This window comes from Ignavibacteriales bacterium (assembly GCA_026390795.1).
Classification (GTDB): domain Bacteria; phylum Bacteroidota; class Ignavibacteria; order Ignavibacteriales; family Melioribacteraceae; genus Fen-1258.
In genome coordinates this window covers 402,802-415,489 of sequence record JAPLFG010000005.1, presented here as the reverse complement: position 1 = coordinate 415,489, position 12,688 = coordinate 402,802, and the positions used below count along the sequence as shown (strand labels likewise).

Below are 12,688 nucleotides of genomic sequence, written 5' to 3'. Positions count from 1 at the left end.
AAGGTTTGGCACCTCGATGTCGGCTCATCGCATCCTGGGGCTGAAGAAGGTCCCAAGGGTTTGGCTGTTCGCCAATTAAAGCGGTACGTGAGCTGGGTTCAGAACGTCGTGAGACAGTTCGGTCCCTATCCTATGCGGGCGAAGGATACTTGAGAAGAGTCGCTTCTAGTACGAGAGGACCGAAGTGAACGTACCTCTAGTGTACCAATTGTCTCGCCAGAGGCATAGTTGGGTAGCTATGTACGGATGTGATAAGCGCTGAAAGCATCTAAGTGCGAAGCACACTTCAAGATTAGGTATCCCTGCCGAAAGGCACTAAAGACTCCTTGGAGATTACAAGGTTGATAGGCTGCAGATGTAAGTTCCGTGAGGAATTCAGTCGAGCAGTACTAATAAGTCGTGAGGCTTAGCCATTTTTTTATTTCAAGATAGTTGTTACTACTAGATTCAAACTCTTTCTTTCTTTCATTTTATTTTTGACAGATACTGTTCCCGCTTTGCGGGACAAAAGTTTTCTGGTGGTTATAGCTAAGGGGAAACACCTCTTCCCATTCCGAACAGAGAAGTTAAGCCCTTATACGCCGATGGTACTGCGTGCGCAGGTGCGTGGAAGAGTAGGTAGCCGCCAGGATTTTATTTTAAGCCCCGATAGTATCGGGGCTTTTTTTTATTTAAAAATATTTCAATTATACTTCTCTGAATAAATAAGATCCAGATCTAAATATTCTATTTGTATTACCTTTTTATCTCCTTTCCGCCGAGCTCTTTTATTATAGCATTTGCCAACGGATTTTCATCACCACCTGAAGTTTTGGTATCAGAAACTTTGTTTGATTGAACAGATTGTTTCTTGCCGGAATTTTTTTTGTCGCGAGATACGGTTAATCCAATTTTCTTACCGAATACTTCTTTAGTTTTTTTATCGAGATACGTTTTATTCTCATTAATTATATCTCCATCTTCCGGATGCTCAACCTCAATGTGAAGCTGATCATTTGAAAATTGTAGAAGGTTGGAGTTTAATAGTAATTCAGCAAAAAATAATTTTTCGGATTTAACCTGCTCAATGAAATCATTCCATTTAGAAATAATATCTTTGAAATCATTAGAAGAATCTAAAGTTGGTGCAACAAAAGCTTTTATTTCCGGTACGATCACTTCTTCTTTCATAGCCAACCGAACATTTGAATTAGTTGTATCTATTTGTTTTTTTGCATTATAATTCGACGAAGAATCAAAAATTTTATTTACTTTTTTATCCGGTTCGTCAATATCCATCTTCGAAAGAACTTCGGTTATAGTCGAAGATCTTTCCAGCCCGATTAAATGACAAAGTGAAATTTCGATTTTCAGCTTTTGATTGGATGATGATTTCAGTTCCCATTGGATCTTGTTTAGGAACGCCATGGCTCGCAGAAGATCGCCTTCGGAAAATTTATTAGTGTATTCTAAATATCTTTTCTTGAATATCTCAGCTGTTTCAATTAAATCTGTATTTTTACTTATAACCACCGTCATTATATTTCTAAAATGTTCGATCAATCCATTCATAAAATCAATATTGTTCCAACCGTTTGCATAAATTTTTTGAGATACTTCGAAAGCTGAGACAAAATTCTTTTCAAGTATTGAATCTGAAATCGTAAAATAAATTTCTTCATCAATCAGATTGAGCATTTTTGAAAGTAAAATAGAATCAACATTATTTCCGCTGAAAGAGATAACCTGATCGAACAGACTTTGAGCATCCCGTAACGCACCGTCTGCTTTTTTAGAGATGAGTGTTAGAGACAAATCATCAATTGTGATATTTTCCGCAGCTGCAATCTGCGAGAGTAATTTTTTCATAACGCTCATTTCAATACGTCTGAAATCGAAGCGCTGACAGCGGGAAATTATAGTTAACGGTACTTTGTGTACGTCGGTAGTTGCAAAAATAAATACTGTATGTTCCGGCGGTTCTTCGAGTGTTTTAAGTAGTGCGTTGAACGATTCCGTCGTCAACATGTGAACTTCATCGATGATATAAACTTTGTAGCTGCCTTTAGTTGGTGCATACTTAACCGATTCGCGAAGAGTCCTAATCTCTTCAATTCGTCTGTTTGAGGCGCCGTCAATCTCGATAATATCTAATGATTGCGAATTAGCAAATGATAAACACATTTCGCATTGGTTACAAGGTTCGCCATCTTTTGAATTCGTGCAATTTAAAACCTTTGCTAAAATTCTTGCCGTTGTAGTTTTTCCTACTCCGCGAGGACCTGCGAATAAATATGAATGAGCAACCCGGTTATTGAGTATAGCATTTTTGAGAGTCGTTGTTATGTGTTCTTGTCCAACTACATCTTCAAACGTCTGAGGTCTCCACTTGCGTGCTGTAACAACAAACTTTACCTGCTCAGTCATAAATTCTCTCTTTATAAAGTAAATCTTTCAAAAGATAGTTTTTTGGTTAAATGATCGCAAAGCATTTCTAAATATTTTTTATCTACCTTATTAAATGAACCTTCTTCATAGCTGTCCAGATCGAACACACCGAAAATCATTTCATCTTTCATTAGGGGAATTACGATTTCAGAACGAGATCCCGAATCGCATGCTATGTGTCCGGGAAATTTATTCACATCATCAATTATAATTGTTTTCTTTGACGCAGCGGAAGTACCGCAAACACCTTTATTCATCTCAATGACAGTACATGCAATTTTTCCCTGGAATGGACCTAGAAAAAGTTTCCCGTCTCTATATAAGTAAAATCCAACCCAGCTAATTTTATTAAACGCTTCTTTTAGTGCCGCTGAAACATTTGCCAAGTTGGAAATCAACGGTTCATTAATGTTAATGAGCGCTTCAATTTGAGGTAATAACGATTTATAAATCTCCTCATCGGATAGAGATTTATTAATTGTAATTGTATCTGACATTATATTATATGTATTAATAGATTACTGACTAAAAAATTATTTCCCGAATTAACATTCTTACTACAGCAGTGTATTTAAAATTATAAAAGGTGTGCGTCATTTCAATGCATTTTTTATTATCAAGTTCCCTCAAAGATACTTGGAATGGAAAATCAAATAAATTAACTCTTCGTAACCAAGGTGCTTTTAGTTTATCACTAATGGCAATTTTTAGACTAGAAAGTGCATCCTCACCGCTTGGTTCAGTATTATATCTAACCTTATTAACGTGAATATATTTTTTGGTTTTATTCTCTGTTATTTTTATTGAACCTTCGGCGATACATTTATTCATTTCTGAAAGTGTTTTTTTAATTCTTTCAACATTTAGCCGTTCTTGTAATCTAACCCTTCCGTATCTTTCTTCGATTTTTTTTTCAAGTGTCTCAAGATAATTCTTGAATTCTTCTACTATTTCCTCACTTAATGGCTCTTCCTTTTGCGCAATATTAGACCGACCAGAATTAATATTCTTGTAGACATCCTTATTTAAGTCCATAAATATTCTCCCCAATCTTTAAAACCAGCATTTAATATTATCTCTTGTTGAATTTATTTTAAGATAATGATTCTATTAGCTTCACCTTAATATCAAATTTAATGATGATCTTTTCTATAGTATTATTATCGTTTCTTTTTTCTGCTAGTTGATTTTTTTTCTCTCGGAGATTCAAACACGTATGGCAAAGCTTCTTTAATTGTCTCAATAGGGACAATTTTTAATCCTTCCTTAACCTCGTTTTTAATTTCGCTCAGATCTTTTACATTTTCCTTCGGAATTAGAACCGTCTTCATTCCATTTCTTCTTGCGGCTAAAAGTTTTTCGTTTAATCCGCCGATAGGTAGTACTTTCCCACGCAATGTAATTTCACCGGTCATTGCAATATCATTACGTGCCGGTTTATTGCTGAGTGCCGAATACATTGCCATTGCAAGTGTAATACCTGCGCTCGGTCCGTCCTTTGGAATTGCACCCTCGGGTAAATGAATATGAATTTCTTTTCCTTTTGAAAAGTGTGCATCAAGACCAAAATCTTTTGCGTTTGATCGTAAGTAGCTTAATGCTGCCTGAGCCGATTCCTTCATCACGTTTCCAATTTGTCCGGTGATTGTAAGTTTTTCTGCACCAGTCATTACAGTTGCATCCACCTGAAGAATTTCTCCGCCAACACTAGTCCATGCTAAACCTGTAACACTTCCAACTCTTAATTCTTTATCAGCTTTTTGAGCTCTGAATCTTGGAACACCTAGAAATTTTTCTACTAGAGCTGAATCAATTGGAAATTTCTTCTTTGATTTTAATGATTTTCCATTGTTCGAATGAGTAGAAACTATTTCTCGAGCTGTCTTTCTTAATACAGAAGCTATTTCACGTTCTAGATTTCTTACTCCGGCTTCCCGGGTGTACTCCATAATAATTTTATTTATCGCTTCATCTTTATACTCAACATTAAATTTTTCCAAACCATGAGCTGCAATTTGCTTCGGAATTATATGGCGTTTTGCAATCTGAATTTTTTCGTGTTCCAGATAACCGGGCAACTCAATAATTTCCATTCTGTCCTGAAGAGGAAGGGGAATATTGTAACGAACATTAGCAGTAGTTATAAACATTACTTGAGAAAGATCATAATCTATATCAAGATAGTGGTCATTGAAAGTATGGTTCTGTTCGGGATCTAACACTTCCAACATTGCAGAAGAAGGGTCGCCTCGGAAATCCATGCTCATTTTATCTATTTCATCAAGAAGCATTACGGGATTTATTGTTTTAGCGCGCTTCATAGATTGAATTATTTTCCCCGGCATAGAGCCGATATAAGTCCTTCTATGACCTCGAATTTCAGCTTCGTCTCTAACTCCACCGAGAGAAATGCGTACAAAATTCCTTCCGATTGCCCGTGCAATTGATTTTCCTAAAGAAGTTTTTCCAACTCCGGGAGGTCCCACAAAACATAAAATTTGTCCGCGCATATTTTTCACAAGATTTAACACAGCAATATGTTCAACAATTCTTTCTTTAGGTTTATCAAGCCCGTAATGATCTTCATCTAAAATTTTACGAACGTTTTTTATATCAAGGTGATCTTTAGTTTTTGTGTGCCAAGGAACATCAACAAGCCAATCCAGATAGTTGCGTATAACTGTTGATTCCGGTGAACTTGGTGGAGTCTTCTTCAATTTAGTAAATTCTTCAATCGCTTTTTCAAAAACTGCTTTAGGCATTTTTGCCGTATCGATTCTTTCTTTCAGTTTTATAAAATCGGGCGATGTCTCTTCTTCCTCTCCAAGTTCATCCTGCAGAATTCTGATCTGCTCTTGTATAATAAATTTCCGCTGTGTCTTTTGTATATTATCCTGGACTTTACCTTCAATCTCTTTTTCGATTTTCAATATTTCAATTTCGGAGTTTAGTAAACGGATCACTTCATAAAGTTGATCTTTCAATGAAAAATTTTGAAGTATCTTTTGCTTCACATCGATTTGTTGATTGATATTCGCGGCAACGTAAAACAATTTTCTGTCCGGTTCATCAATATTATCAAACGCATGAACAGCTTCCGGAGGTATTGATTTATTTATTTTAACATATTCTTTGAATAATGTAGACATTTGCCGCAAGAGGGCATTCATTTCCCGCTTGTCTTCATTTTTGGGAGTAATGACTTCTATCTCAGCCTCAAAAAAATTGGTTCGTTCGGTGTAAGCAATAATTCTTCCTTGAATAATTCCATCAACCAGAATTTTCAAGAGACCGTTTGGCAATTTTAATATTTGAATTATTTTGGCGATTGTTCCTTCTATATAAATATCTTCTTTTGCCGGTTCTTCAACATTCGATCTTTTTTGCGCGGCGAGGAAAATATATTTGGAATTATCGAGTGCAAAATTTGCCGCCCGGATTGATTGCTCACGTCCTACTAGAACGGGGAAAATCATGTAGGGGAATATCACATTATCACGTAACGGCAGAACGGGAAGAACGTGCGGAATGTTCTCTATACTCGTAATTTCATCGCTGAGCTTTGTATTTTTTTCATTCATCAGGGTTAAAAACTCCGTATTTGATTTACAATCAAAATATACCAATAAATCATAGGGCTATCAAGGAAGACTAATAACGGTTATTTTATCTAATTCCCTTCCTCTTAATCTTGCTCATGATCCTAATCTTAATCATGATCTTATTCTTAGCACCTTAGGAATGTATAGATCAAGATCATGAAAAAGAGCAAGATCAAGATCACGAAAGAGAGTAAGATGAAGATCATGAAAAAGAGGAAGATCAAGATCATGAAAGAGAGAAAGATGAAGATCATGAAAAAGAGCAAGATCACAAACAAGAATATGAGTCTGAAAAGCATTAACAAGATTAACAGCAGGAAAACTTTTATTAAACTATTTTTGTAAAAACAATTTATGGAAGATTATGATTGACAAAGTAATTCAAATTTCGAAAGAAGCTGGAGAAATTGTTAAAGAAGGATTTGGCAAAAATTTTTCTGTTGAGTTCAAAACCAATATCACGGATATGGTAACGGAAATAGATAAAAAATCGGAAGCAGCGATAATAAATTATATAAAGAAGGAATTTCCTACTCATGCGGTTCTTGCTGAAGAGAGCGGCGAGCATAAATCATCATCGGATTATTTATGGGTAATTGATCCACTTGACGGAACAACCAATTTTGCTTTAGGACTGCCGATATTTTCCGTTTCAATCGGACTTCAGAAAAACAGTGAAACAATCTGCGGGGTAGTCTATGATGTGATGCGGGATGAAATTTATTCTGCGGAAATTGGAAGCGGGTCATTCCGAAATGGGAAAAAATTGCAAGTCAGTTCTAATGATGATTTAGGAAAGAGTATGCTGGTTACCGGATTTCCATACGATATTCATGATAATCCGGATTTTGCAATTGAAAGATTTGCTGCATTTTTGAAAACTTCCCGTGCGGTTAGAAGATTGGGATCCGCCGCAATTGATATGTGTTATGTAGCTGCGGGCGTTTTCGATGGATTTTGGGAAGTGCATCTTCATCCATGGGATATGTGTGCCGGCAAATTAATTATAGAAGAAGCCGGCGGTGTTGTTACAAATTTTGCAGGAGAGGAAATTGATATTTTCTCCAAACAAATATTAGCAACAAATGGAAAGGTGCAGAAGCGGATGATTGATGTATTGAAATCTTATTAGTTATATTTTTTTTGAAAATTTCATTCACCGATTAATTTCCTTAACTCGCCGATTATTTATTATTCGTATCAATGAATTAATTTATTTTGGTTTTGAAAAAAAATCTCAAGACAAAAATATCTTTGATAAATTGAACTAGCACAAAATTTTTATGATTCTCTTGTTTGAATAATCTGGAATTCATAATTTCGACTCAACTTTTTATTTATAACCGAAAACTGTTAAAACTATAGAGTATAAAAGTGAAAACTACAAACGCAGATTTATCATCATTAAAAATTGACAGAGCGACCGAACTTAAAAATCCTGAACAGCGCGGTAAGATGTTTAAGATGATTGCAACGATTGCGGGAATTATTATTTTCATTCTTATAATTTATTTTGGATGGAAATCCTTTACCAACCCCGCTGTTGAAGTAAAATTAACATCTGTTACTTTGCAGTCACCGGCACAGACAAATGCTGTTTTAACTGCAAGCGGATATGTGGTTGCGCAAAGAAAAGCTGCTGTTGCTTCTAAAGGAACGGGACGTTTGGTCTACCTTGGTGTTGTTGAAGGAGACCGCGTTCAAAAAAACCAGGTGATTGCAAGAATTGACGACAGTGATATCAAAGCTCAGCTTGAACAGGCAAAAGCAAATTTGAAACTCAACGAAGCTGATCTTACCGACGCGGATAATAATTATAAACGTTACCAAAGTTTATTTAAATCCGGCTCAGCTTCTCAGATGGAATTGGATGGAGCGCAGTCAAGGTATAACCGTGTGCTTGCTTCAATCGAAGTTGCCAAAGCTCTGCTTCAAGGTGCTGAAGTTGCAATGGAAAATACTTTAATACGCGCACCGTTCAACGGAACGGTCCTAACAAAAAATGCAGATGTTGGCGAAGTTGTTGCACCTCTCGGAGCAGGTGTAAATTCCAAAGCAGCGGTTGTTTTGATGGCTGATATGACTTCACTTCAAGCCGAGATTGATGTATCGGAATCCAACATTGAAAAAATTAATATTAATCAAGATTGTGAAATACGTCTTGACGCTTATCCTGATAACGCTTATCCCGGTTATGTTGCCAAGATTGTTCCAACCGCAGACCGTTCCAAAGCAACTGTAATGGTTAAAGTCGGATTTAAAAATTACGATCAAAGAGTTCTGCCGGAAATGAGCGCAAAAGTAATTTTCTTAAATGAAAATTCAAAGAATGAAAACATTCAAGAGACAAAACAATTTCTCGTTGTTCCTATCGGTTCGGTTTTTACCCGTAACAACGCAAAAGTTGTTTATATGGTGCGTGATGAGACAGCTATCGAAGTTCCTGTAACTACAGGTAGAGAACTTGGTTCATATATCGAAATAAAATCCGGACTGATGAACGGAGATAAAATTATCGAGACGATTGATGAAAAAATTAAAGACGGCGTAAAAGTAAAATTGAAATAAAGTTTTAAGAAAAGCAGGAGAAAATATGTCTGTAATAATACAAGTAAAGAACGTTTCAAAATCGTATTGGAGAAACAGTTTGGAAATTCCTGTTCTTCATGATTTAACACTAAATGTTGAAGAAGGAGAATTCCTAGCTTTGATGGGACCTTCCGGTTCCGGTAAAACAACTCTGCTAAATCTTATTGCAGGAATTGATCGCCCTTCAAAAGGAGAATTGAATGTCGCCGGAACAGACATTGCAAGGCTGAATGAATCCGGTCTTGCTAAATGGCGGTCTGCCAATGTCGGTTTTGTATTTCAATTTTATAATTTGATTCCTGTTCTAACTGCATATGAAAATGTTGAACTCCCACTTCTTCTAACTAAACTTTCAAAGTCAGATAGAAGAAAACACGTTGAGAACGTGTTGAGCATTGTGGGACTTGGCGATAGGATTCATCACTATCCGAAACAACTGTCCGGCGGACAGGAACAGCGTGTTGCAATTGCCCGCGCAATTGTAACCGATCCGGTAATTTTGGTTGCCGACGAACCGACAGGCGATTTGGATAGAACTTCTGCAGAAGAAATTCTCACTTTGATGGAACGGCTCAATAAAGAATTTAAGAAAACAATTGTAATGGTAACTCATGATCCTCATGCGGCGGAAAAAGCAACGCGCCTGCTTCACTTAGAAAAAGGCGATTTGGTTTAAGGGGTTTGAGATGATTTCTTTATTAATACAATTGACAGAGTACTTTTCAAGAATAGAAATTTTGAGGATGTGGGACGATACTTTCTCACACCCCTTTAAGGAGCAGAAATGAAAGTATTCAAATTAATTTTTAAGAATGCTCTGCGGCATAAACTGAGAACATCATTAACTATTTTTGGAATTGCGATTGCAGTAATCGCTTATGGATTATTGAGAACCGTAGTAACAATTTGGGATTCAAGTGTTGATGCTGCCGGTGCGGACAGATTAATTACACGTCAGGCGGTTTCATTTATATTTCCGCTACCGCTAGCATACAAAACTAAAATTGAATCAGTTCCCGGAGTTAAGGAAGTCTGCGGAGCCGCGTGGTTCGGCGGTACTTACAAAGATAAAAGTAATTTCTTTGCAAGAGTGGCAATTGACGATAATTATTTTGATCTGTATCCAGAATTTATGGTCTCTAAAAATGACTTCGATCGTTATAAAAAAGAACGGAACGGTTGTATTGTAGGTAAATCAATTGCGGATCAATATAAATTCAAGATTGGAGATATCATAGTTCTCGATGGAGATATCTTTCCGGGCAGATGGGAATTTGTTGTGAGCGGAATTTATCTACCACAGAATAAAAATACAGATGCAACTCAGATGCTCTTTCATTGGGATTATCTAAATGAAAGAATCAAACAGGAAACCCCGGTAAGGGGCGATCAATTTTTTTGGTTCATAGTTAAGATTGATAATACAAACAACTCCGCTCAGATATCGGAAAAGATTGATGCGGAATTTAAAAATTCAACTGCAGAGACAAAGACGGAAACGGAAAAAGCATTTACACAAGGATTTGTTTCCGCTTCAGGTGCAATTATTACCGCAATGAATTTTATGTCCTTTGCGATTATTGGAATAATTATGCTGGTTCTTGCAAATACGATGGTTATGTCTGCCCGAGAAAGAACAAGAGAATATGCAGTATTTAAAACACTCGGATTCTCAGCTTACCATTTAACAGGATTGATACTTGGTGAATCAATGTTAATCTCTTGTTTGGGAGCTGGAATTGGAATTTCTTTACTCTATCCGATTGTAGCCGGATTCGAACAGGTTATGCCGAAAGGATTTTTCCCGTTCTTCTTTATTGAACCGATAACTGTTATACTGGCTGCAGCCTCCGCAATTTTTATTGGTGTTATAGCATCTGTCTTTCCGATACATAAAGCACTCAACACAAAAATTGTTGATGGATTTAGGTTTGTAGGATGATTTTTAATAATTAAAATGTCATTCCAGCGATAGCTGGAATCTAGTTTAAATAGATTCCGCAGCAAGCGCGACATGACAAAAAGAGGTAGACATGGCAGTTCCATTCAAATATGTTTTAAGAAGTTTTTATACTAGAAAACTTACGTCAGCAATTACTGTAACCGGAATTGCCTTAGTGGTTTTTGTTTTTGCTGCCGTATTGATGATGGCTTACGGTGTTCAAAAAACTTTAATTGCAACCGGATCGCCGGATAACATAATGGTAACAAGAAAAGCTTCCAACGGCGAGATATCAAGTATCATCGATGGTGAGACGCGTAACGTTATTAAGACTTTACCCTTCATTGCAAAATCGAATGACGGCAAACAGATCATCTCGGAAGAACCGGTCGTTGTAATCAATCTTGAAATTAAAAAAGGGGGAATGAGCAATGTAACTGTACGCGGCGTTTCTCCCGATGTACTCTTATTGCGTCCGCAAATCAAAATTAAAGAAGGAAGAATGTTCAATCCTTCTTTGAGAGAATTAATTGTTGGCGAAGCAATATCTAAAAAATTTCTCGGCGCTCAGATAGGAAGCACAGTAAAATTCGCAGGAGATAATTGGACAATTGTTGGAATTATGGAATCGAACGGAAGCGGATTTGATTCTGAATTGTGGGGAGATTCAAATCAATTACTAAATGCTCTTAACCGTGGAAGTTCCGTTTCCACACTTACATTTAAAATGGCAAATACTAATGATTTTGAAAAATGTAAAATTGCATTTGAAACCGACAAGCGTCTGGTCCAATTCGAACCTAAGATAGAACAGAAATTTTTTGAAGAACAATCGGAATTTCTTGCAACATTCATCCGCGTACTTGGAATTTTTATCACGGTAATTTTCAGTATCGGTGCAATAATTGGTGCAATGATTACAATGTATTCGGCTGTTGCTAATCGCACAGTTGAAATTGGAACAATGCGCTCTTTAGGTTTCAGCAGAAGAAGTATTTTAGTTGCATTCTTAACTGAAGCGCTTTTTATCTCGGTGATAGGCGCTGTAGTTGGATTATTCTTCGCATCGTTTTTACAATTTTTCACTGTTTCAACTCTGAACTTTAGTTCATTCGCAGAATTATCATTTTCATTCGCGCTATCGTTTTCGATCGTCATTTCATCATTCATTTTTGCTATTATCATGGGCTTCGTTGGAGGTTTTTTACCATCGGTTCGTGCTGCAAGGCTAAATATTGTTAATGCTTTGAGAGGAGGTTAAAAACAATCCTTTCAGATCTTTTCGCAGTTAAGTTCAAAATCATCAAAATGAGAAAGAATTTCATCTAATTTCCTCATTATTGGATCAAACTACTGTCTGGAATTAAATTAGATTATTAATTTGCAGCATCGGGGTTGATTTCCTATTTTTGCAAGCCAAATGTCAAATAAAATTATCATAGCAATAGACGGTCCCGCCGGTTCCGGTAAAAGTACTGCTGCTAAAAACATTGCTCAAAAGCTCGGATTCATATATTTGGATACGGGTGCAATGTACCGCGCAATAACTTTTCTTGCTCTCCGTGACGGAATTTCGGAAGATATCTCCGCTGTTATCGAATTGGCGAGGCGGATTAATCTTAAGCTAAGATTTGAAAACGGCATTACTAGAGTCTTTGCAAATGATGAAGAAGTTACCGAGCAGATTAGAAGCGCAGAAGTGAATGCAAAAGTGAGCGACATAAGTAAAATTCCTGAAGTTCGCTCGGAACTTGTAAAAATTCAGAAAAAGCTTGGCAACGAAGGCAATATTGTTGCCGAAGGACGAGATGTTACTACTGTCGTATTTCCTAATGCTGATCTGAAAGTTTTCCTAACAGCAACTATTGACGTCCGTACAAAAAGAAGATTGAGAGAATTTCAGGAAAAGAATTTTTCAATCACTTATGATGAAGTAAAAGAAAATCTTGAAAAGAGAGATAAGCTTGACAGCGGAAGAGAAGTTTCTCCTTTACGTAAAGCAGAAGATGCAATCGAGTTTGATAATTCTGCGTTAACTCCGGAACAAGATTTGGATTATTTATTGGTGAAGATTAAAGATGTGCTAAAAAAAAGTTAATGAAGTAACTGAGTGACTGAGTAAGAGATT

10 protein-coding genes and 2 rRNA genes are annotated in these 12,688 nt (G+C 36.6%); 8 read left to right on the top strand and 4 right to left on the bottom strand.

Annotated features, from left to right (window positions below; genetic code table 11):
* Both NTX65_17870 and rrf read left to right on the top strand, forming a co-directional pair.
* Positions 1 to 414, top strand: a 23S ribosomal RNA gene (locus NTX65_17870); the annotation flags it as partial.
* 100 nt (positions 415 to 514) lie between these two features.
* Positions 515 to 631 (top strand): 5S ribosomal RNA (gene rrf / locus NTX65_17865).
* A gap of 104 nt (positions 632 to 735) precedes the next feature.
* On the opposite strand, the gene dnaX is transcribed toward rrf, so the two are convergent.
* The 4 genes from dnaX to lon form a co-directional block, all read right to left on the bottom strand.
* A complete protein-coding gene (dnaX, locus tag NTX65_17860) occupies positions 736 to 2,406 on the bottom strand; it encodes a DNA polymerase III subunit gamma/tau (protein ID MCX6171203.1) in 1,671 nt (556 codons plus the stop codon).
* Between the two features lie 11 nt (positions 2,407 to 2,417).
* On the bottom strand, positions 2,418 to 2,924 hold the full coding sequence (locus NTX65_17855; protein MCX6171202.1) for a GAF domain-containing protein: 507 nt from the start codon (positions 2,922 to 2,924) through the stop codon (positions 2,418 to 2,420).
* 28 nt (positions 2,925 to 2,952) lie between these two features.
* The gene (locus NTX65_17850; GenBank protein MCX6171201.1) at positions 2,953 to 3,462 is read right to left on the bottom strand and encodes a hypothetical protein; all 510 of its coding nucleotides are present in this window, start codon (positions 3,460 to 3,462) and stop codon (positions 2,953 to 2,955) included.
* Between the two features lie 125 nt (positions 3,463 to 3,587).
* Positions 3,588 to 6,008, bottom strand: a complete 2,421-nt coding sequence (gene lon, locus NTX65_17845) for an endopeptidase La (protein ID MCX6171200.1) — start codon at positions 6,006 to 6,008, stop codon at positions 3,588 to 3,590.
* Positions 6,009 to 6,393: 385 nt separating this feature from the next.
* Here lon and NTX65_17840 point away from each other — a divergent pair, with 385 nt between their 5' ends.
* The 6 genes from NTX65_17840 (at position 6,394) to cmk (ending at position 12,658) form a co-directional block, all read left to right on the top strand.
* Entirely contained in the window at positions 6,394 to 7,161 is a 768-nt protein-coding gene (locus NTX65_17840; protein ID MCX6171199.1) for an inositol monophosphatase family protein, read from the top strand.
* A gap of 242 nt (positions 7,162 to 7,403) precedes the next feature.
* Positions 7,404 to 8,597: an efflux RND transporter periplasmic adaptor subunit gene (locus NTX65_17835; protein MCX6171198.1), complete on the top strand. Its 1,194-nt coding sequence runs from the start codon at positions 7,404 to 7,406 to the stop codon at positions 8,595 to 8,597.
* Positions 8,598 to 8,622: 25 nt separating this feature from the next.
* Positions 8,623 to 9,294: an ABC transporter ATP-binding protein gene (locus tag NTX65_17830; GenBank protein ID MCX6171197.1), complete on the top strand. Its 672-nt coding sequence runs from the start codon at positions 8,623 to 8,625 to the stop codon at positions 9,292 to 9,294.
* 108 nt (positions 9,295 to 9,402) lie between these two features.
* Positions 9,403 to 10,560 carry an FtsX-like permease family protein gene (locus tag NTX65_17825; GenBank protein ID MCX6171196.1) on the top strand — a complete coding sequence of 386 codons (1,158 nt, stop codon included), beginning with the start codon at positions 9,403 to 9,405 and terminating at the stop codon, positions 10,558 to 10,560.
* Between the two features lie 91 nt (positions 10,561 to 10,651).
* Positions 10,652 to 11,821 carry an ABC transporter permease gene (locus NTX65_17820; protein MCX6171195.1) on the top strand — a complete coding sequence of 390 codons (1,170 nt, stop codon included), beginning with the start codon at positions 10,652 to 10,654 and terminating at the stop codon, positions 11,819 to 11,821.
* Positions 11,822 to 11,980: 159 nt separating this feature from the next.
* Complete coding sequence (cmk, locus tag NTX65_17815; GenBank protein MCX6171194.1) at positions 11,981 to 12,658, top strand: (d)CMP kinase; 678 nt, start codon at positions 11,981 to 11,983, stop codon at positions 12,656 to 12,658.
* Positions 12,659 to 12,688: the final 30 nt, after the last annotated feature.

Excerpts from the sequence above, each read along its gene's own strand:
- dnaX (MCX6171203.1), bottom strand. The coding sequence starts at position 2,406 with ATGACTGAGCAGGTAAAGTTTGTTGTTACAGCACGCAAGTGGAGACCT.
- NTX65_17855 (MCX6171202.1), bottom strand. The coding sequence starts at position 2,924 with ATGTCAGATACAATTACAATTAATAAATCTCTATCCGATGAGGAGATT.
- NTX65_17850 (MCX6171201.1), bottom strand. The coding sequence starts at position 3,462 with ATGGACTTAAATAAGGATGTCTACAAGAATATTAATTCTGGTCGGTCT.
- lon (MCX6171200.1), bottom strand. The coding sequence starts at position 6,008 with ATGAATGAAAAAAATACAAAGCTCAGCGATGAAATTACGAGTATAGAG.
- NTX65_17840 (MCX6171199.1), top strand. The coding sequence starts at position 6,394 with ATGATTGACAAAGTAATTCAAATTTCGAAAGAAGCTGGAGAAATTGTT.
- NTX65_17830 (MCX6171197.1), top strand. The coding sequence starts at position 8,623 with ATGTCTGTAATAATACAAGTAAAGAACGTTTCAAAATCGTATTGGAGA.
- NTX65_17825 (MCX6171196.1), top strand. The coding sequence starts at position 9,403 with ATGAAAGTATTCAAATTAATTTTTAAGAATGCTCTGCGGCATAAACTG.
- NTX65_17820 (MCX6171195.1), top strand. The coding sequence starts at position 10,652 with ATGGCAGTTCCATTCAAATATGTTTTAAGAAGTTTTTATACTAGAAAA.
- cmk (MCX6171194.1), top strand. The coding sequence starts at position 11,981 with ATGTCAAATAAAATTATCATAGCAATAGACGGTCCCGCCGGTTCCGGT.